Origin of the sequence: Alkalihalobacillus sp. AL-G, assembly GCF_030643805.1 — a bacterium.
Classification (GTDB): Bacteria; Bacillota; Bacilli; order Bacillales; family Fictibacillaceae; genus Pseudalkalibacillus.
Genome location: NZ_CP094656.1, coordinates 570,216 through 589,690 on the forward strand (window position 1 = coordinate 570,216; position 19,475 = coordinate 589,690).

Genomic DNA, 19,475 nt, shown 5'->3' on the forward strand with positions numbered 1-19,475 from the left:
TAATTGGTATTCCATACTATTAGTAGCAAATTACCAAATATTTTAGGAGGAAAACATATATGAACTATGAGTCAAAAATCTTCTCACTTATATTAATTGGTGTGACGGGATTTACAATTTATAATCTTAGAAAAAAATTTACCATCAATGCAATGACTACCCGCTTTACCATTCCCATTAAGAATCTTGATGAACAAGAAAATTTATTAGATTAAAGAACGTCTTGATTTTTAGACTTAATTTCATTAACGAACATTTATGGAAAGGTGGTTTCGGGACTCGTGCATAACCTATTCAAAGAAATAATCAAAAAAACAATCGATACAGTCATTGCATTTTATGAATTCGAGTATGAAGACATTTTTTAAAATAAAAGGTAATCCTTAAAACAACATTGATTTTAAACAACATGTAAACAATTTGGATTAGTCCGAATCAGTAAGGGTGTTTGTCCAATTATTTCACCATCGGTATGGAAGGTAAATGGAACATCAGATTGTATATCAATTGTTTTGCATCGAAAAGTTGTTACAGAAGGGTGATGAATATGTTTTCCTTGATAGACGTATGGAAACAACTTTATCAGCCCCCATTTAGACAGGTTTTGGACTATGCAAACGTCTAACCATCCATCATCGATTTTTGCTTGAGGAGATATTTTCATTCCTCCCCCATAAAAGCTCGAATTAGCTACAGCCACAAGCCAAACGTTTGATACATATTTACGGTTATCATCAATTGATAGTTCAATGTTTGAAGGTTTGAAGTTCATTAATACTTTGAATACACTTAGTATATATACGGCTTTCCCCATTTGGAATTTATTTAAAATTCCTTTGTAAAAGGATTCATTGGTTGTTTGAGCAACTTGCCCATCAAACCCAATACCTGTCACGGTTGTAAAGAACCGTGGTTTATCGTTTCGGCATGTTACTTCACCTAAATCAATTGTACGTATATTACATTCTAGCACCCTTTGCAATGCACCCTTCCAATTTAGCGGAATGTTGAGCGCACGGCAAAGATCATTTCCGGAGCCCGACGGTAAAATCCCTAAAGGTTTATCAGAACCAATTAATCCATTTATCACTTCATTGACAGTACCATCACCACCGACTGCTACGATTGCTTTCAGGTTCTTTTCACCAAGCATTTCATGGACTAATTGAGTCCCGTGACCCGCTTTTTCAGTAATGCGAAAGCAGTAAGGGATGTTCCTATCTTTTAAAAAGGACTCCACTTTCTCCCAAACTTTTGCTCCTCTTCCGTTACCAGACCGTTCATTTATAATAAAGCCATACATGATTTTCACCTGTTCTTCAGAAATACATAATTACTTTAAAGTATAGACATTGAGGTGCCCTTGTAATACCTCAAAGTTTAGGCTATTAATATGTGCTTGTTCGCCATCTAGGTTAAAAGGTAGTAGATCCGTAAATGAAATATCTATAGAACGAATCGCTTGATACTCAAAAATTGTCCGGCGATCTGGTAGATGAAGCATTTTAAGCAGTAATGTAAAAAATAAACTAAACTTATTTGTTTTTTGTAACGTGATTAAATGAAAATGTCCATCATCACGATTCATACAATCAATTAACCGATCGAACGGACCCACGGAATTCCCATTCATTATTAAAAACAGAGAGAGCTCACACAATATTTTCTTTTGCGGAAGCGTTATTGTAATTACATTCGTTTGTTTTGTAAATAAAAAGGATTTAAAAAAAGAAAGGCAGTAAGCCAACTCACCTAACCATGACTTTAGGATAGGAGAAGTTTTATATGTAATATCAGTTAACCAGCCAGCAGCAGCAATATTTGCAAAATAATGATTGCCGATTTTACCAATGTCAATTGATTTTATATTTTGTCTATGGATGATAGGCAAAACGTCAACTAATTTGGTCGGCATACCTAAATATTTTGCAAACTCATTACTCGTGCCAAGAGGAATAATTCCAATTTTGGGTCGATATGATTCTTTAGATATACATTGAATACATCGATTAACCGTTCCATCTCCACCAAAAATAAAAATGGAATGTACGTTATGTCTACAAGCCATTGTTACGGGTTCTTCTAGTTGGGCAAAATTTTTGATGTGATACGTCGTTATGTCAAAGCCAAGATTAGCAAGATTCCCAATCATTGCAGGTACATGTCTGTGTTTTCTTCTTTTTCCTGCTCCAGGATTATAAATAACAATCGCTTTTTTATTAGTCTTCATTTAAAGGCCTCATTTATTGTGTTTTGTTTAATAATTAATTTCTCCTATTTAAGATATTTCAATTACTCCTCTATACTCAATATTCAGTTTTGAAAATAAGTGAATAACAAACTCAATAATGGATATATTATCCATTAGTATTGATTTCTTACAGAAGAGAGGGGGCGGCCCTTTGAAAGCAATTCAATTCAATTATCATTTACCACGGTATATTTTGACCAAAATTGCAGGACGTTTTTCGTCAAAAGTGTATTGGGATACACGATTTTCCTGTTTACAATTTAACGAGCAACATGAACAGGATTTACCAAATGAGAACTGGGTGAAAGTAAAGGTTAAATATAGTGGGATTTGCGGAAGTGACCTAAATTTAATATTCCTCAATGACAGTCCTGCAACCTCTCCATATGTTTCTTTTCCATTCACAATAGGACATGAAATTGTAGGGGTTGTCACTGAGGTGGGAGCTAATGTCAACAATATTGGAAAGGGACAAAGGATTGTGGTTGATCCTATTTTATCTTGTGAGGCAAGAGAGATAGAAAACCCTTGTCACCCCTGTCAGGAACAGAATTATAGTTTATGTGAACGAAAAGCAGAAGGTTCTCTGTCACCGGGCTTATTGACAGGGGCTTGTCGGGATACAGGTGGGGGGTGGAGCTCTAGTTTTGTAGCCCATAAGAGTCAGGTATTTCCACTTCCTGATGAGGTTAATGATTTAAATGGAGTAATGGTTGAGCCTTTAAGCTGTGCCTTACATAGTGTAATGCGTAATCAGCCGAACAAGGGGGACACGGTTTTGGTAATCGGAGGTGGGGTAATCGGCATCTGTATAATTGCTGCAATTCGGGCCTTGGACCTGCCTTGTAAAATTGTCAGCCTTGTAAAATATGAATTTCAGGGAAAATTGGCATCCTATTACGGTGCAGATGAAATTATTTACTTGACTCGATCGGACTATGTTAATGAATTGGTGAAAGAAATCAACGGTTCCGTTTTATCCCCGTTATTTGGTGCGAAGGTCATTGAAGGCGGAGCAGACCTGGTCTTTGAGTGTGTTGGGAAAAAACAGAGTATTAACGATGCTTTGCGTTTCACGAGGAATGGCGGAAAAGTCGTTCTTTTGGGGCTAGCGGGGATTATGAATGGCATTGATTGGACAACGATTTGGTTAAATGAATTAGATGTCAAAGGAAGTTTTGCATATAGCACAGAGGCTTACCAGGGAGAACGTGTAAGAACGTTTGCAATAGCGATCCAATTGATAAAGGAAGGTAAAGTGGACCTTTCACCAATGATTACACATCGTTTTCCATTAGATGATTATAAAGGTGCTCTAAAAGCAGCTACAAGTAAATCAAGTCGTGATGCGGTAAAAGTAGTTTTTGAACCTTAACAACAAAAGAACTTACTTAAGAGGAGTAGATTTGGATGAAAAACTTTACAATTACGGGCACAAAACCAAGCGGTTTTCTTGAGAATTTTACAAATGGATTAAAAGAAACGTTTTCCGAGAAGGGATACGATTTTGAAGAGAATACGGACAAAGAAATAAGAGTTGTATTTAATATCATTGAACCTGAAAAACCTAGACCTTTCCGTAGAAAAGCGCAAGCAACATTTGTAATATCAATTCTAGAGGTTAATGCAGAACCTGAAAACACATTTGAATCGGCATACCCCTACTTGATAAGATCCCTTGCGAATCATTTGATTTATATCCTCCATAGAGGCGATTCGACGGAATTATATTTCGTGTCTCCTGAACAAGGCTTTTATAAAATGCAATATGGTTCTGAAAGCGACTTTTATGAGAATGTTTATAATAGGCTTGAGCCGATCGCTTCTGCACAACTAGTCATCGATAATGACTTTATTTCCGATTTAGATGGTGCTTTTTGGGATGGAAATGAAACAACTAGTAAAATGTATGAGTCTGGGAAAAAATTAGATGGTATGAATCTGCTTCCAGCACCGTTTCCACTTGAAAAATATTTGAACCAACGGGATATGCGGCAATTAAGAAAGTTGTATGGAATTGGCGGTTTAAGCTATGGAAATCTTAGCAGCCGGCATGATGACCGAAATTTCTGGATGAGTGCAAGTGGAATCGATAAATCCAATATGAAAAAAATCGGACAAGATATTTTATATATTAAAAGATATAATCCCGACAAAAACACGATGGAAATCAGTATACCCCCGAATGTCAGGCCAAAGCGAGCTTCTGTGGACGCAATTGAACATTGGATGATATATAAGGACCACCCTGATGTAGGTGCAATCGTACATATCCATGCATGGATGGATAATATCGAGGCAACCGAAGTGAACTATCCCTGTGGAACCATACAATTAGCAGAAGCTGTTGCAGATCTAGTTAGAAAAGCTCCTGATCCATCTCGAGCTGTAATCGGCTTGAAAAATCATGGTCTTACTATTACCGGGCGGGATTTAGATGATATTTTTGACCGAATAGACGGGCAGATTGTTCAACAAGTACCAATGGCATAACGTTCCATAATCAAGAACGCAGGTTTTTGTTTTGCACCTGTAACGGATAGGAATGATTGTACCGGTACCTCTATTTTCTAACCCGTTTTTATCAAAGGCAGTATGGGTGTTGAAAATTTTTAGGATGATAAAAAAGCAGGAGTGAGAATATGGTAACGAATAAAACTATCGACCCAGTTGCGATCGACCTCGGTCCGATACAAATTTACTGGTATGCAGTCATGATCCTTACCGGCGCATTTATTGGCCTGTGGCTAGCCGTACGTGAAAGTGAGCGGCATGGTCTCCCGAAAGACACCTTTTTTGATCTAGTGTCTATTGGTATCCCGATTTCAATCATATTTGCACGAGCTTATTACGTGATTTTCAAATGGGGTTATTATGCCGAGCACCCGGGGGAAATCATTGCCATCTGGGAAGGTGGGCTCGCTATGCACGGCGTTCTGATTGGTGCGGTGTTAACCGTCATCGTATATGCGAAAATGCAAGATATTTCTTTCTGGAAACTTGCTGACATTTTGGCGCCAAGCCTGATTTTGGCTCAGGCAATCGGACGCTGGGGAAATTTTATTAATCAGGAAGCCCACGGTGGTCCTGTAACGCGGGGGTTTCTCGAAGGTCTGTATTTGCCCGATTTTATCATTAACCAGATGTACATCGATGGGACATACTATCATCCAACGTTTTTATATGAGTCTCTTTGGAATTTTGGCGGTTTTATCGTACTGATGTCCCTCCGTCGGGTAAATTTAAGGAGAGGCGAGTTGTTTTTATCATATCTCATTTATTATTCGATCGGCCGTTTTTTTATCGAAGGTATGAGGACAGACAGCTTAATGCTGACTGAACAGTTACGGGTGGCACAAGTTATTTCCGTAATACTAATCTTTGCAGTGATGGTGGGTATCTGGTACCGCAGGAAAAAAGGATATTCCGATATCCGCTACTTAGATAATGCAATGTAATAAGATGAAGGTAAAAGGGTCCTAATCTTACATCACAAAATATACTCCTTTTTCAAATAAAAGGATTAAAGGATGAAGAACGTGCAATACGTTTTAGCCATTGCTATTCTCATTACTATTTTAACGGTCATCTTTTTTATAAAAGCTCGTAAACCAGTAACTCAATCTCTGGAAACTAAACTTTTTAAAAGGCCATCGAAGCAAGTGGTACTTTTAATCATTGACTCATTAATGGATGAACCACTACAAAAAGCGATAAAAGAAGGAAGAGTACCCGCGTTTGAGTTTTTTATGAAACATGGAAGCTATTATCCCAACGTTGTCAGCAGCTATCCAACTATGTCAGTGACTATCGACAGCACACTTCTGACTGGAACATATTCGGATAAGCATCAAGTACCAGCTCTCGTTTGGTATGACGAAAAAACTAAACGGTTCGTAAGCTATGGAAGTGCTTGGAAAGAAGTACTTAAACTAGGAGTAAAAAATGTTGCGAAAGATACTCTATATCATCTGAATCACACCCACCTCAGCCGAAAAGTGAAAACAATCCACGAAGAACTGGCGATGACCGGATCACAAAGTTCATCAATTAACGTTCTCGTCTATCGCGGGGAAGATAAAACGATGTTACACCTTCCAAAACTGTTATCGAAGTTAAACATAGTACCAGAAAAATTACATATCGAGACATCATTACTATTTTCCTATGGTAGACTTGCGCAGTACAGCCCGAAAAACAATCAAAACAATCAGCTATGGAAAGGGGTTGGGTTCAATGATAAATTTTCTGCTCAGGAATTAGTATTTTTAATTGAAAATGGAAAGTTGCCTGCCTTTACCATAGCCTATTTTCCTGATCTAGATAAAAATGTACATAAAAAAGGACCTGTCAATCATTTGGGTGCCATTGAAAAAGTAGACAAGCAGCTACAGGAAATTTTAAATGCTTATGAGTCATGGGATGAGGCGCTAAACGATGTAGTTTGGATTGTGATGGGGGATAGTGGTCAAGCTACTGTAGGAAATGATAAAAACAAATCATTCATCGATTTAAGATCGATTTTAGAATCGTATAGGATTCACAAGATCACCGAACCAATACAAGAAGACGATCAAATTGTCCTAGGATTAAATGAACGGATGACTTTTATTTATAGCCTTGATGAAGATCTATCCCTTGAAGATATCGTCAAGCACTTGAAACGTGACGATCGAATCGGTGTTATCGCATGGAAAAACGGCACTGCAGCGAAGGTGCTTGCAGGAGGAAACAAAGGCTTGTTAACTTTTGAGCCTAATGGAACTTACAAGGACCGTTATGATCAGTCTTGGTCATTAGTCGGAGAACTTGACGTTTTAGATCTTACCGTAGAAAATGAGCAAATTGATTATGGAAAATATCCGGATGTCCTTGCAAGATTATACAGTTCCTTAAGCTCCCATCCGGGAAGATATATCGTAGTTGACGCAAAACCAGGATATGAATTCGTTGGTGAAGGAAGTCCTACCCATCTGGGTGGTGCATCACACGGGTCTATACACAAAGATGATTCGTTGATTCCGATGATCGTAACAGGCACTGATTTGAAACCGAAGCATTTACGAATTGTTGATATGAAATCCTGGATTTTACAAATATTAAAGAACTAATTTCTTTGCTTATAATATAGCTTTTGGTCCGTTTTCATAGGGCTTGATCAGTGCATAGAGTGCTTTAATTGACGGAACCTGCACTCCTTTGTGCTCTGCAAGTTTCATCGCCCCTCCGAGTAAGTGCTCGACTTCGAGCGGCAAGCCTTTTTCTTTATCACGGTGCATGGATGAGGTTGCTTCACCAGGAAAACGGTGAATTTGGGCAATCGCTTTTTCCACATGTTCATCTGTCAATCGCACATCATAGGCATTGGAGAGATCCTTCATTTCATTCAGGACGCTTTTACCTAGTTGTAATGTTGTGTTGTTTTTACGAATGGTTCCAATATTCAAGTCACCAGCAGTCGTCACACCTGAGAAAGCATTGATGAACGTGTATTTGAGCCAGAGATTGAGCAGGATTTCGTCACTCACAATGCTATTCATATTCGCTGCTTCAAAGGTTCGTTGAAGCTTCCTGCAAAACCTATGCTGTGACGGGTGGAGGGCGCCGAACGTCAAGTCATGCTGTTCACTCGAATGGACGACATTTCCGTTTTCGTCTAATGTTGAAATGATGTGGATCAACCCACCTAGAACTGCTTCTTCTCCAAGCTTTTGTTGAAGTGCATCGATATGCGTGATCCCGTTTAACACCGGTAAAACCTTTGCGCCCTTGTTGACGAGCTTTTTTAATGTGGAAAAAAGGGAATCGTTCAGGTGATAGCTTTTGACAGACAGAAAAACAAGGTCTGCTTGTTCGATTTCATCGGTATGTTCAACCAGGTTCGGTTGTTCAATCCGGTAATCACCCTGAGGACTTTGAATTGAAAGGCCATTTTCCTTAAGCTGGTTTGCGCGACGATTCCGTACGAGAAACTGGACTGGAATTCCTGCCTCATGCCATCTTGCTCCGAAATATGCCCCGAGTGCTCCTGCACCGACTACGACAATTTTCATGTAACCACCATCCTTTTTAAAAGTACATATGTAGAATAAATTCGCTAACGAAAGATCAATTCCTTTGTTTTATAAACGTAGGATTATGGACAGTCTACAAATGAAACCTATTCAAGAAATGGCTGGTAGTGTACGCTAGTATCAGCGATAAGGATCGTAATTATAGATATGAGTAAGGAGATTAATGCGGATGACAACGAATTGGGATTATATATCGACAACAAAACCATTTATCCAAAAGGTATGGGAGAAGGCGGGATTTAATGAACCGACGACCATTCAGACGGAAGCAGTTCCGTTCATTTTAGAGGGCAAAGACGTAATTGCGGAATCGCCGACTGGTACAGGAAAAACCCTCGCTTATCTGCTGCCGATTTTAGAACGGATTGATGTGGAACAAAATGATCCGCAGGCTGTAATCCTCGCATCTTCACGTGAATTGGTCATGCAGATTTTTGAAGAGGTACAGAAATGGACGGAGGACAGCGGGATCAAGGGTGCGTCAATAATCGGTGGCGCAAACCCGAAACGGCAGCTCGAAAAATTAAAGAAACATCCTCAAGTGATCATCGGGACACCGGGCCGGGTGGAAGAGCTGATTAAAATGAAAAAGTTGAAAATGCATGAGGTGAAAACAGTGGTTCTTGATGAAGTCGATCAATTACTCGTGCCAGAACATCTCGGTACGGTTCGAGCGATCATCAAGTCGACCTTGAACGATCGCCAGTTATTGCTATTTTCAGCGACCTTATCTGAAAAAGCAGTGGAGATCGGCAAGGAGCTTACTGCAAATACTGAGGTGATCAGGGTTAAACAACAGGCGATTAAGCAGGGCGATGTTGATCACCTATACTTTATCAGTGAACGTAGAGATAAAATCAAGGTACTGGAGAAGTTTGCAAGAATGACTGACGTCAAGGCACTTGCATTCGGCAAAGATATTGGGGAGCTTCAAGTTTTAAAAGAGAAAATGGATTACAAAAACGTACCAGTGGGACTGCTTCATAGCGAGTTGAAGAAAAACGAAAGACAGACAGCACTCAAACAATTCCGCAGCGGTAAAACGAGCCTGCTTTTAGCAACGGATGTAGCAGCACGCGGTTTAGACGTAAAAGGTTTGACGCATGTGATTCAGATCGATGTGTCCGAGGATAAGGGGCAATACCTCCATCGTGCTGGGAGAACCGGACGAGCTGGTGCGAGCGGTACTGTCGTTACAATCGTTACGAAGGGTGAGGAGCAGTCGTTGAATCGAATGGCCCGTGCTCTCGATATTCAGCTTCAAAAGAAGTCATTTTACAAAGGGAAAATAGTTGATGAGCGCTAAGTAAGACGAACTGGGGGATGAGATGCATACAAATAAATTTTCTGTAATTGCACATCGAAATCACGAAATCTGTAATCCGATCAGTAAAGAAAAACTCATGAATGTCATTGATAAAGTTCAGCTTGATCGTGGTCAAGCTATACTTGATGTTGGAGCAGGCAAATGTGATGTGCTTATCCAATTGGTCCGAAAATATGGTGTGATCGGAACTGCGGTTGAAATTGAAGAGGCTTATTTAAATGAAGCAAAGGGTCGAACTAGTGACCTGATCGATTCAGAGCAACTCAGCTTTATCCAAGAGGATGCGAAACAGGTTATTGAACGTTACAAGGAATCATTTGATATGGCAATCTGCCTTGGGGCAACCCATGCGCTTGGTGACTATCGATCGACGTTGGAGCAATTGAGTGAAACGATCAAACCAGGTGGGTATTTGTTGATCGGGGAAGGATACTGGAAACGAAAACCGGACCCTGATTATTTGGAGGCATTAGGAGCGGAGGAAGAGGAGTTGCTGACCCATTATGAGAATATTGCGCTTGCTGAACAACTGGATTTAATCCCGATGTGGGCGAGTGTTACGAGTGAAGATGAATGGGATGCATACGAGTGGCTATATTCTTCATCCATGGAAAGATATTGTTTGGAGCATCCAGAGGATCCGGATGTCGAGTGGATGAACGAACGGATCCGAAAGTGGCGATCCACCTATTTACGTTGGGGCAGAGACACGCTCGGCTTCGGACTATATTTGTTTCAAGTTAAGAAAGTGTAAAAAATACTTTCTATAGTATAGGCGTAACTACGACACCTCTCTCGCCTAAAGGCTCGGCAATCGCCGAGTTTTCTTTATATAAGGCTGTTTTCTAAAAGATTGTTGCTATCGACTATAAAATATTTGTGAAGCTTATTGCATGATAACAGCCCCTGATGCTGAGTAAGGATTCACTCTATTTACCGGAACAAGGAGATCTTATTTTCACTAAAACCTCATGATTTTCAGATTTAACGGAACAAGAAGACCTTATTTGGTTAAATACTGCTGAATATGGCTCACTTTTTGAGGAATAGAGGCTTTGAGTTCCACTAAGAATCGGAAAAAGCGATTTTTGTCACAGATAAGGGCTCTGGGTTCCGAAACCATTCATTTTGCCTAAAATGTTCGCCTCATTTTTGCACTGTTAAAGCAACAATCTATAACAGCCTTATATAAAAAGTAAGTGAAGACAATGAAAGCTGTCCAGTAGTTCTATCGGACAGCTTTTTCTTATGTTTTCGTTATTCATTGTTGGAAAGGATATCCTGGACACGTCCGACCTGTCCATCCTCTAGGCGTACTTTGATACCGTGTGGATGGAACTTTGAATTCGTTAGAATATTCTTTACGGTGCCTCGCGTTTTCGCTCCAGTCCGTTGATCTTTTTTTAAGACGATGTTCACTTCAATCCCTGGTGTAATGTCTTTTCGATTTTGTCCGTTCATTTGGGGCCATACTTCCTTTCGATACGACGTTCCATTATTTATGCACGTAACTAGTATACACTTTACCCTTCACAAAATTAAGGAAGAATTAGAGATAACTTTTTGTCGTTGAAAAGTATTTTTCTTCCAATTGATTTTTTACTAGTGAAAAAGATTCATAAGTCGATGGATTGTGCAATAAAATCAGGGATGAGGTGTCAAAACTAAAAGGGGGATTACATGAATATTTTACGGTTAGGTCATGCGATGTACTTGCTCACAAGCAAAGAGGGAAAGCGGTATTTGATCGATCCATTTTTCGATATGAATCCTGGATGTCCTGCGGAATTTCAAACAGAATCTTTTATGAGAAGAATTGATGCGGTCTTTTTGACGCATGGACATTTTGACCATACAAGTGGATTACAAAAACTAAAAGATGCTCAACCGGACTGTCTGGTTATCGCACAGTACGACCTTGCGATGATTCTCATGCAAAAGGGACTTCAAAACGTGTACCCATTGAACTTAGGAGGTTCGTTTCAGCTAGCCGATGTAAAGGCAACGATGGTGCAGGCGAGGCATACGTCCAGTTATGGGGAAACGGAAGGGACTCCGATTTATGCAGGCGAATCAGCGGGTTTTGTATTTGATTTTACAGATGACCATACGCTGTACCATTCTGGTGATACGACACTTATGATGGATATGAAATTAATTCAAGAGGTATACGAACCGACAGTTGCAATATTAAGTTCGTCAGGACAATTTACAATGGGTCCGAAAGAAGCAGCATATGCGGTAGAGCATTTACTTGATGTAGACTATGTAATTCCGAGTCATACGTTCCCGACGAAGGAAACGGCAGCTTCACCTGAGGCATTGGAAGCACTTTTGGGTACATTTCCTATTATAGAGACGATGATGGATAAGGATAAAGAATTGGAAGAGGAATTAGCGGATGAAAAACATACAAAAGTCGTTGTGATGGGATATGGGGAGGAAGTAACGTTTAAGAGAGGAAAAGTCCCTGTTTACAAATTATAGACCACTGAAGAATAGGTAAGAAGGTAATCGGACCAAAGCGGCGAAACCACCGTTTTGGTCCTTTGACTTTTGGTGCAATCCTATTTTCGTACAGGCCTTATGAACTACTACGTCTCAAGTCTTAGAAAAAGTTAAAGCGGAGGCTCCTTATGGGAATATGGTTTTCCAGATAGGATAGAGACATAAGGAAAAAGGAGGGACATAACAATGAAAAAATTTGGATTACTCGTTCTCGGTGGAATTGCTGCCATCGTGCTGCTAGCAAATCTCGGTCCAATGATCGGACTCGCAATCAGCCTCGTTATCCTGTATTACTCCGTCAAACAATTTACGAAGACGGATTCTACCGGAGCGAAAGTTGGCTGGGCGATAGTAGGGTTGATCGCGCTGGCTGTTACCGCTTCGAACGTTCCAGCTGTTCTAGGCATAGCGGCGTTGTATATTCTTTACGTCGTTTATAAGAATTGGAACAAGGAAGATGAAGTGGTAAAAGAAGAAGTCAACGATCCATTCACGAATTTTGAACGCCAGTGGTCAGAGCTAAAGCGCAGCTAATTCAGCACGAACAACTTCACTCACTATGCACAACCAAACCAATCATTTTTAATAAAAGGAGAGAATTACTAATGGCAAATGTATTCAAACGTTTAAAAAACACGCTTGAAGCGGATTTTCACGAAATGCTAGATTCCAAGGAACAAAAGAACCCGATCGCATTGCTGAACCAATATTTACGCGAGTGTGAGCGAGAGGTTGAAAAGGTTCGAAAGCTTGTTGAACGACAATATTTGCTGAAGGAAGAGTTTACCCGCGAGTACAATCAAGCGTATGAGCTTGCTGCAAAACGGAAGCGTCAGGCAGAGGTTGCATCCGAAGCTGGAGAAACAGAGCTTCATCAATTTGCACTTCAAGAGCAGGTCCAATATGAGGAACGGACTGCCCGTCTGAAGGAATCCCGCGATCAGGCGATCCAGCATCTCGGTGAGCTTGAGCAAAAGTATGAGGAAATGAAGCATAAGATCAAGGACATGCACATTAAGCGGATGGAGCTGATGGGAAGAGAAAACATGACACGTGCCCATCACAAAATGAATAACGTGCTTGACTCAACAAAACATTCCGACAAGCCGTTCTCCCGTTTTGAGGAGATGGAAAATTACTTGGATCGTCTGGAGCATCAAGTAAACACAGGGTACCACCGTCATACGATCGATGCGCGAATTGCCGAGCTTGAGAAACAGTTGAAGAATGAAAAGGAAAAATCTACTACAACTGCATAGGGAAGTTTTGGTATGATAGAAAGGCGTAGTTCTCTGCGCCTTTTCCACATGAATGAATTTTCTTGTTTAAAATTCGATAGCCATTTAATGGAGTTCGACTAACTACTTTACATCCTGTGAAAACGTCGAACTGACTTACATCGTGTGAGCCTCCGGATTTTTAAAAATACATTATAAAAAAACAGAGAGGAGGGTCCTTCATGTTCAACAAATCACGAACAGATGTCATCAGCTGGTTTTTTGTTATCGGTGTGCTCCTTTTGTTATTGGAGATATCGTTCAACGGCGGGGGCCCCATCTTTTTATTTATCATAACGATCGGGTGTATTTATTTCGGTCGAAAACGCTACCACCGTACAACTGGAAAAGTGCTTTTCTGGTTCGGGACGATTGGCTTTATTTTCACGATTTTAAATACGGTTGCGTTCCGATTTCTATTGTTTGCGGTGTTGATCTACGTCATTGTCAGATTTGCACAATCGAAACAGCAGCCATCGCATGTGAAACCGGATTTTACGGAAAAGAATATAGATGTTACCGAGAAAATGATTTACCGCCGAAAACCACTTCTGCAAAATGTAATTTTCGGAAGGCAAGCAACTCCAGATGCTGCTTATGAATGGGATGATGTCAATATCCAGTGTGGAATCAGCGACACGGTGATCGACTTGAGCAATACCGTTTTACCGAAAGGCGAATCGGTCATTTTCGCTCGAGGTTTTATCGGAAATATAAAGGTGCTCGTTCCATATGAGGTTGAGGTTAGCATCAGTCATTCCGTTTTTGCCGGATCAAGTGAAATATTCGATCGGGTCGAAGATAGGCTCTGGAACCAGAGTCTTTTGTACAAAACTGAAGGGTACGACGGGGCATCGCATAAAGTGAAAATCTTCACCTCCATGATGATCGGGGACATTGGGGTGAAGCGGATATGAGCATCGTTCAGCGACAAGTCATGCTTGGGATCGCCGTTTCATTTTCAGTTTTGCTCCTGTTCTCGGCTGTCTTTTTTTACGCTTATCCATTAGTTGAATGGTCGCAGCTATGGGAACGGAACGTATTCGATCTTCCGTTTGTGCTCGTCGTCCCGGCATTGTGTGTTTCGGCAGGGCTCGCTTTTGGGGTAGCTTCAGGCTTTTATTGGCGGAAAAACTTCGATTTTCTTGAAGCTGGGCTTACTCAACTTCAACGAGGGCGAACTCTCAGTCCTGCGGAAAATGGAGTGATGAAAACCCACGAGCTCGAACAGATCTGGACTCATATAGAAAAAGTACAGCATCATATCGCAGAGCAAACGAAGCTCTCGCAAAAGCTAGCCAACGAAAAAGCAGAGGATCAGGAAAAGCAGATTCAAAAGATGGTTTCAGAAGAACGCAATAGGCTTGCCCGGGAACTCCACGATTCGGTCAGTCAGCAGCTGTTCGCTGCGTCGATGCTCATGTCTGCGGTCAACGAATCGAACGATGAAGGTGAAACTAAACGAAAGCAGCTTCAACTAGTTGAGGAAATGATCCACCAATCCCAGCTTGAAATGCGCGCATTGCTGCTTCACCTCCGTCCTGTTGCTTTAAAAGGGAAGTCCTTGAAGGAAGGGATCGAGGAGCTTTTACGTGAATTGGTGCAAAAGGTTCCGATTGAAATCGAGTGGAAGGTCGAGGAACTGACGCTTGAAAAAGGGATCGAAGACCATCTGTTCCGGATTTTACAGGAGTCCGTATCGAATACATTACGACATGCGAAAGCACATTCATTGAACGTTCTATGTATCCAACGAGAAGACATCGTGCGACTGCGGGTTGAGGATGACGGGGTCGGTTTTAACGTAGAAACGGCAAAGACCGGCTCTTACGGGTTGCAAAACATGCACGAACGAGCCGTCGAACTAGGCGGAACGATGAAAATCGTCAGCGTTCCAAATAAAGGGACGAGGTTAGAAGTGACGATTCCAATGATTCGAGAGGAGGAAGTTGATAATGATTAAAGTGTTATTTGCGGATGATCATGAAATGGTGCGGATCGGTGTCTCATCGTATCTTACCAACCAGCCGGATATCGAGGTTGTCGGAGAGGCAAGTGATGGTGGTGAAGCGGTGGAGATGGCTTTAGAGCTGCGACCGGATGTTATTTTAATGGATCTGGTGATGAAGGAAATGGACGGCATCGAAGCAACGAAGCGAATTACCTCTGAGTGGCCGGAAGCAAAGATTATCATTGTGACAAGCTTTCTCGATGACGAAAAGGTGTATCCTGCGCTGGAGAGCGGGGCAACGAGCTATATGCTAAAGACGTCGAAAGCGAGTGAGATTGCCGAAGCGGTGAGGGCGACTTTCGAAGGTCAAACTGTGCTCGAGCCTGAAGTGACAGGGAAAATGATGACGAAAATGCGTAGAGGGAATAAGCGCCCCGCACACGAGGAGCTGACAAGCCGCGAGCTAGAAATCCTCATGCTGATGACAGAGGGCAAGACAAATCAGGAAATTGCCGATGAACTGATCATTGCATTGAAAACAGTGAAGACGCATGTCAGCAATATTTTAGACAAGTTGGACGTTCAGGACCGAACGCAAGCCGTCATCTATGCATTTAAAAATGCGCTCGTGAAATAAAGCTTGAAGGAAATTTTTCACGGTGAAAAGCAACCAAAATAAAAAACTTATTTACACTTAAACAAACCTGACCGATGGCGGGTAAAACCACTTTATTCTAGCACGTCTGGGAAAAATTCGATTGACATATTGGAAAAACATGATACGATAGCTTCGAAATCAAAATTAAATAGAACGATTCCACTAGGGGGGCCTTCAAAAAGGCTGAGATTAAAGTACGACTTTAAGACCCTTAGAACCTGAACTGGCTCATACCAGCGTAGGGAAGTGGCGGAAGTTATCAGGCTTACTTACATACTTGGTGAAGATGCCTATAAAACCACAACCACTTTCCTTGCGAGACGAGGGAAGTGGTTTTTTTCATGTTGGCGGGAAGTTTTTTTCTAATCGGAAGATTTACGGTTGTAAATCGATCAGTACTGGATATTTACGGGTCTTCAAGTGCATAAAGCGGTGCTAATTTACCCGGTTGGTCCTATTTTTGGATTTAGGTAGTATTTTTCTAGATGAAATTATCCAAATACATGTCTAACTACGGAAATACATGTCTAACTCCAGAAATACATGTCTAACTTCGGAAATACATGTCTAATCAGGAAAAACTGCACGAACCCGACTACCCGGAATGACTCCACCGAAACAAACTGACCTGTCGAAAGTGGATCGTACTAAAAAAAGGAGATGATCAGATGTTGTTTTCACAGGAACTTAGGAAAGAAGCGGATCAGATTTGGGAGGCAAGCTTTCAACATCCATTCGTAAAAGGAATTGCGGACGGGACACTGCCACCAGAAAACTTCCGTTATTACGTGCTTCAGGATGCTTATTACTTATCTCATTTTGCAAAAATTCAAGCGTACGGTGCGGTGAAGGCTGCGGACCTACAAACAACATCGCGGATGGCTGCACATTCCCTTGGAACATACGAAGCAGAGCTTTCACTGCACGAGAATTTTTCAAAACGACTCGGAATAACAGCGGAAGAACGGACAAACTTTAAACCAGCACCAACCGCTTACGCCTACACATCTCACATGTACCGGGCAGCAAATCTCGGACACCTTGGTGACATTATTGCAGCGATTTTACCGTGTTATTGGCTTTACTACGAAATCGGCGAACGCTTGAAAAATGCATCTCCAAAAGAGCCGATCTACCAAGAGTGGATTGCTGCATATGGAGGGGAGTGGTTCCGCGAGTTAGTTGAAGAACAGATTAAACGCCTGGATAAAATCGCAGATACAGTAACAGAAGAAGATCGTGAACGAATGAAAGAGCACTTCATCATCAGTAGTCAGTATGAACTGGAATTTTGGGAAATGGCCTATACGCTTGAGGCTTGGCCATTCAGCCTGAATCCAGCGCTGACTCCCGAGAAGGCTTAAACGAAAGGAGCAATCATTCATGTCAAAAGGACTGAAATTAACCGACGTATTAGTTACCATTGTTATTGCAATCGTATTTGGAATCATCTACAAGCTTTGGGGGCCGCTTTATGCTTTTGTAAAACCGTTCGGACTTCAGCTTGATCAGCTCATTTACGGCATGTGGTTCATCGCCGCAACTGTAGCCTTTCTTATCATCCGAAAACCGGGTGTGGCATTTCTCGCCGAATTCGCTGCAGCTTCAGGGGAGTTTTTAATGGGATCGGAATGGGGGCTTCAAGTACTCATGTCCGGGGTCGTACAGGGACTTTTTGCAGAATTCATCTTCATGGCGTTCCGATATAAGCGTTTCGATATCATGATTGTATCCCTCGCTGCAATTGGTTCAGCGATCGGCTCACTCATTATGGATTATTACAACGGATATATTGGTGACTTGGCGCTTTGGAATCTCAGCTTGTTGGTCGGATTCCGTTTTATCGGATCGATCTTAATCGCCGGGGTCGGTGCATATTATCTAGTTAAAGCGCTTGAGGCGACAGGTGTAACAAGCTTGGTCCGACCGACAACAAAACAGGATTATGATGCGCTTGATCAGTAGTGAGGTGATCCAATGACGAAATTTGCGGCCAGTGTGAAAAACTTGAGGCTGACGTATCCTGGCGATCAAGAATTAAGATTCAAGGATTTATCGATTTCCTTTAAAAAAGGTGAGAAGGTGCTGCTGTTAGGACCTTCCGGTTGTGGGAAGTCGACGTTTCTTCAGGTTCTATCTGGACTGATTCCAAATTCAATCGAGGTGCCGGTAAAAGCAGAGGAGATTATGCTGCCCGATTCGTGGGGCTATGTATTTCAGGATCCGGACACACAATTTTGCATGCCGTATGTCGATGAGGAAATCGCCTTTGTGCTCGAAAATTTACGTATTCCACGAGAAAAGATGCCCGAGCGAATTCGTACTCTTTTAGCAGAAGTTGGCTTAGAATTTGAAGACATCCATACGAGCATTCAAACCCTATCAGGAGGGATGAAGCAACGCCTGGCGATTGCATCGGTGCTTGCCCTTGACCCGGATGTCCTGTTTTTGGATGAACCGACGGCGATGCTGGATCCACAAGGCACAACAGCGATTTGGGATACGGTGAAAAAGGTGGGCGAGGACAAAACTCTGATTATCGTGGAACACAAGCTGGATCACGTTCTCGACATGGTCGACCGTATAGTTTTATTCAATACGGAAGGTGAGATTATTGCTGACGGGAAAAAAGATTACATTCTTTCACATTATAAAAAAACGTTAAAGGAACTAGGTGTCTGGTATCCCGGTGTTTGGGTGGATTACTTGCATTCAAATCCCAGACGGGCGGTTTATGAACGGAAGGCAGAACAAATAATTGAACTGAACGATTTTAAAGGGTTACGGAAAAAATCATCGGCGATTACCGTTCCAGCCGCAAGTATTGCTTCAGGTGAATGGATTGCGATAACAGGTACGAATGGAGCAGGAAAATCTACGCTGCTGCTTTCGCTCATGCAGTTTTTAAAGACGAAAGGATCTTATACGCTTTTCGGGAATTCGGTGAAAAAAGCAGCTCAAGTAACGGAACATCTTACGTACGTGTTTCAAAATCCGGAGTTCCAGTTTGTGACCAATTCCGTCTATGATGAGGTCGCCTATGCGCTTAGGCTCGACAAGATGGATGAAAAGATGATCACCGAGGAGGTCAACGAACGCCTTGATTGTTTTGGATTGAGTAGGCTCCGTAAACATCATCCTTACCAGCTGTCAATCGGACAAAAACGGAGGCTAAGTGTTGCCGCATCCATTATAAAAAGTCAGCCGGTGCTCTTGCTAGATGAACCGACGTTCGGGCAGGACTCTAAGAACACGTTCGCGTTACTGGAGTTGCTTGAGGGATATCGTGAAAAGGGGACGACGATTTTGATGGTGACCCATGATGAAATGATTGCCCGGCATTTTGCCACCCGTGTTTGGAAGATTGAGAGCGGTCAGCTGATGAACGACTCGTTCAACGTAGAAAAAGAATTGGTCAACGCTTAGGGG

General features: G+C 41.6%; 20 protein-coding genes and 1 riboswitch. Of the genes, 16 read left to right on the plus strand and 4 right to left on the minus strand.

What is annotated here, in order from left to right; all coding sequences use genetic code 11:
• The first annotated feature begins 59 nt into the window (after nucleotides 1-59).
• A complete protein-coding gene (locus MOJ78_RS02855) occupies nucleotides 60-215 on the plus strand; it encodes a hypothetical protein (RefSeq protein ID WP_304979725.1) in 156 nt (51 codons plus the stop codon).
• A gap of 185 nt (nucleotides 216-400) precedes the next feature.
• Here the strand turns inward: MOJ78_RS02855 and MOJ78_RS02860 are convergent, their stop codons facing one another.
• Complete coding sequence (locus tag MOJ78_RS02860; protein ID WP_304979727.1) at nucleotides 401-1,303, minus strand: diacylglycerol/lipid kinase family protein; 903 nt, start codon at nucleotides 1,301-1,303, stop codon at nucleotides 401-403.
• A 30-nt stretch (nucleotides 1,304-1,333) separates the two neighbouring features.
• Nucleotides 1,334-2,230: a diacylglycerol/lipid kinase family protein gene (locus tag MOJ78_RS02865; RefSeq protein ID WP_304979729.1), complete on the minus strand. Its 897-nt coding sequence runs from the start codon at nucleotides 2,228-2,230 to the stop codon at nucleotides 1,334-1,336.
• A gap of 172 nt (nucleotides 2,231-2,402) precedes the next feature.
• Between MOJ78_RS02865 and MOJ78_RS02870 the strand changes: the two genes are divergently transcribed.
• From MOJ78_RS02870 to MOJ78_RS02885, 4 genes are all read left to right on the plus strand, one after another.
• Nucleotides 2,403-3,626, plus strand: coding sequence for a zinc-dependent alcohol dehydrogenase (locus MOJ78_RS02870; RefSeq protein ID WP_304979731.1), 1,224 nt, complete (start codon nucleotides 2,403-2,405; stop codon nucleotides 3,624-3,626).
• 35 nt (nucleotides 3,627-3,661) lie between these two features.
• Nucleotides 3,662-4,744 (plus strand): class II aldolase/adducin family protein, encoded by a 1,083-nt coding sequence (locus MOJ78_RS02875; protein WP_304979732.1) that lies wholly within the window; start codon nucleotides 3,662-3,664, stop codon nucleotides 4,742-4,744.
• A 149-nt stretch (nucleotides 4,745-4,893) separates the two neighbouring features.
• On the plus strand, nucleotides 4,894-5,709 hold the full coding sequence (gene lgt, locus MOJ78_RS02880) for a prolipoprotein diacylglyceryl transferase (protein ID WP_304979733.1): 816 nt from the start codon (nucleotides 4,894-4,896) through the stop codon (nucleotides 5,707-5,709).
• 81 nt (nucleotides 5,710-5,790) lie between these two features.
• Nucleotides 5,791-7,362: an alkaline phosphatase family protein gene (locus MOJ78_RS02885; RefSeq protein ID WP_370529757.1), complete on the plus strand. Its 1,572-nt coding sequence runs from the start codon at nucleotides 5,791-5,793 to the stop codon at nucleotides 7,360-7,362.
• A gap of 9 nt (nucleotides 7,363-7,371) precedes the next feature.
• Here MOJ78_RS02885 and MOJ78_RS02890 read toward each other — a convergent pair whose 3' ends face one another.
• Nucleotides 7,372-8,304 carry a ketopantoate reductase family protein gene (locus MOJ78_RS02890; RefSeq protein WP_304979735.1) on the minus strand — a complete coding sequence of 311 codons (933 nt, stop codon included), beginning with the start codon at nucleotides 8,302-8,304 and terminating at the stop codon, nucleotides 7,372-7,374.
• Between the two features lie 190 nt (nucleotides 8,305-8,494).
• Here MOJ78_RS02890 and MOJ78_RS02895 point away from each other — a divergent pair, with 190 nt between their 5' ends.
• Together MOJ78_RS02895 and MOJ78_RS02900 are read left to right on the plus strand one after the other, a co-directional pair.
• Nucleotides 8,495-9,631, plus strand: a complete 1,137-nt coding sequence (locus tag MOJ78_RS02895; protein ID WP_304979736.1) for a DEAD/DEAH box helicase — start codon at nucleotides 8,495-8,497, stop codon at nucleotides 9,629-9,631.
• Nucleotides 9,632-9,653: 22 nt separating this feature from the next.
• Nucleotides 9,654-10,406, plus strand: a complete 753-nt coding sequence (locus MOJ78_RS02900; protein ID WP_304979737.1) for a class I SAM-dependent methyltransferase — start codon at nucleotides 9,654-9,656, stop codon at nucleotides 10,404-10,406.
• 503 nt (nucleotides 10,407-10,909) lie between these two features.
• On the opposite strand, the gene MOJ78_RS02905 is transcribed toward MOJ78_RS02900, so the two are convergent.
• Entirely contained in the window at nucleotides 10,910-11,113 is a 204-nt protein-coding gene (locus MOJ78_RS02905; protein WP_304979738.1) for a YwbE family protein, read from the minus strand.
• A 219-nt stretch (nucleotides 11,114-11,332) separates the two neighbouring features.
• On the opposite strand from MOJ78_RS02905, the gene MOJ78_RS02910 reads away from it, so the two are divergent.
• From MOJ78_RS02910 to MOJ78_RS02950, 9 genes are all read left to right on the plus strand, one after another.
• Nucleotides 11,333-12,139 (plus strand): metal-dependent hydrolase, encoded by an 807-nt coding sequence (locus MOJ78_RS02910; protein ID WP_304979739.1) that lies wholly within the window; start codon nucleotides 11,333-11,335, stop codon nucleotides 12,137-12,139.
• A gap of 207 nt (nucleotides 12,140-12,346) precedes the next feature.
• Complete coding sequence (locus tag MOJ78_RS02915; RefSeq protein WP_304979740.1) at nucleotides 12,347-12,694, plus strand: lmo0954 family membrane protein; 348 nt, start codon at nucleotides 12,347-12,349, stop codon at nucleotides 12,692-12,694.
• A 71-nt stretch (nucleotides 12,695-12,765) separates the two neighbouring features.
• Complete coding sequence (locus MOJ78_RS02920) at nucleotides 12,766-13,419, plus strand: PspA/IM30 family protein (protein ID WP_304979741.1); 654 nt, start codon at nucleotides 12,766-12,768, stop codon at nucleotides 13,417-13,419.
• Between the two features lie 200 nt (nucleotides 13,420-13,619).
• Nucleotides 13,620-14,354, plus strand: a complete 735-nt coding sequence (gene liaF, locus MOJ78_RS02925; protein ID WP_304979742.1) for a cell wall-active antibiotics response protein LiaF — start codon at nucleotides 13,620-13,622, stop codon at nucleotides 14,352-14,354.
• Nucleotides 14,351-15,400, plus strand: coding sequence for a sensor histidine kinase (locus MOJ78_RS02930; RefSeq protein WP_304979743.1), 1,050 nt, complete (start codon nucleotides 14,351-14,353; stop codon nucleotides 15,398-15,400). The genes liaF and MOJ78_RS02930 overlap by 4 nt, the downstream gene beginning before the upstream one ends.
• Entirely contained in the window at nucleotides 15,393-16,025 is a 633-nt protein-coding gene (locus MOJ78_RS02935; protein WP_304979744.1) for a response regulator transcription factor, read from the plus strand. Before MOJ78_RS02930 ends, MOJ78_RS02935 begins: the two co-directional genes overlap by 8 nt.
• Before the next feature lie 175 nt (nucleotides 16,026-16,200).
• A riboswitch (TPP riboswitch) is annotated at nucleotides 16,201-16,308 on the plus strand.
• 406 nt (nucleotides 16,309-16,714) lie between these two features.
• A complete protein-coding gene (tenA, locus tag MOJ78_RS02940) occupies nucleotides 16,715-17,410 on the plus strand; it encodes a thiaminase II (protein ID WP_304979745.1) in 696 nt (231 codons plus the stop codon).
• 19 nt (nucleotides 17,411-17,429) lie between these two features.
• Nucleotides 17,430-18,011: an ECF transporter S component gene (locus tag MOJ78_RS02945; RefSeq protein WP_304979746.1), complete on the plus strand. Its 582-nt coding sequence runs from the start codon at nucleotides 17,430-17,432 to the stop codon at nucleotides 18,009-18,011.
• A gap of 12 nt (nucleotides 18,012-18,023) precedes the next feature.
• Nucleotides 18,024-19,472 carry an ABC transporter ATP-binding protein gene (locus MOJ78_RS02950; protein WP_304979747.1) on the plus strand — a complete coding sequence of 483 codons (1,449 nt, stop codon included), beginning with the start codon at nucleotides 18,024-18,026 and terminating at the stop codon, nucleotides 19,470-19,472.
• Nucleotides 19,473-19,475: the final 3 nt, after the last annotated feature.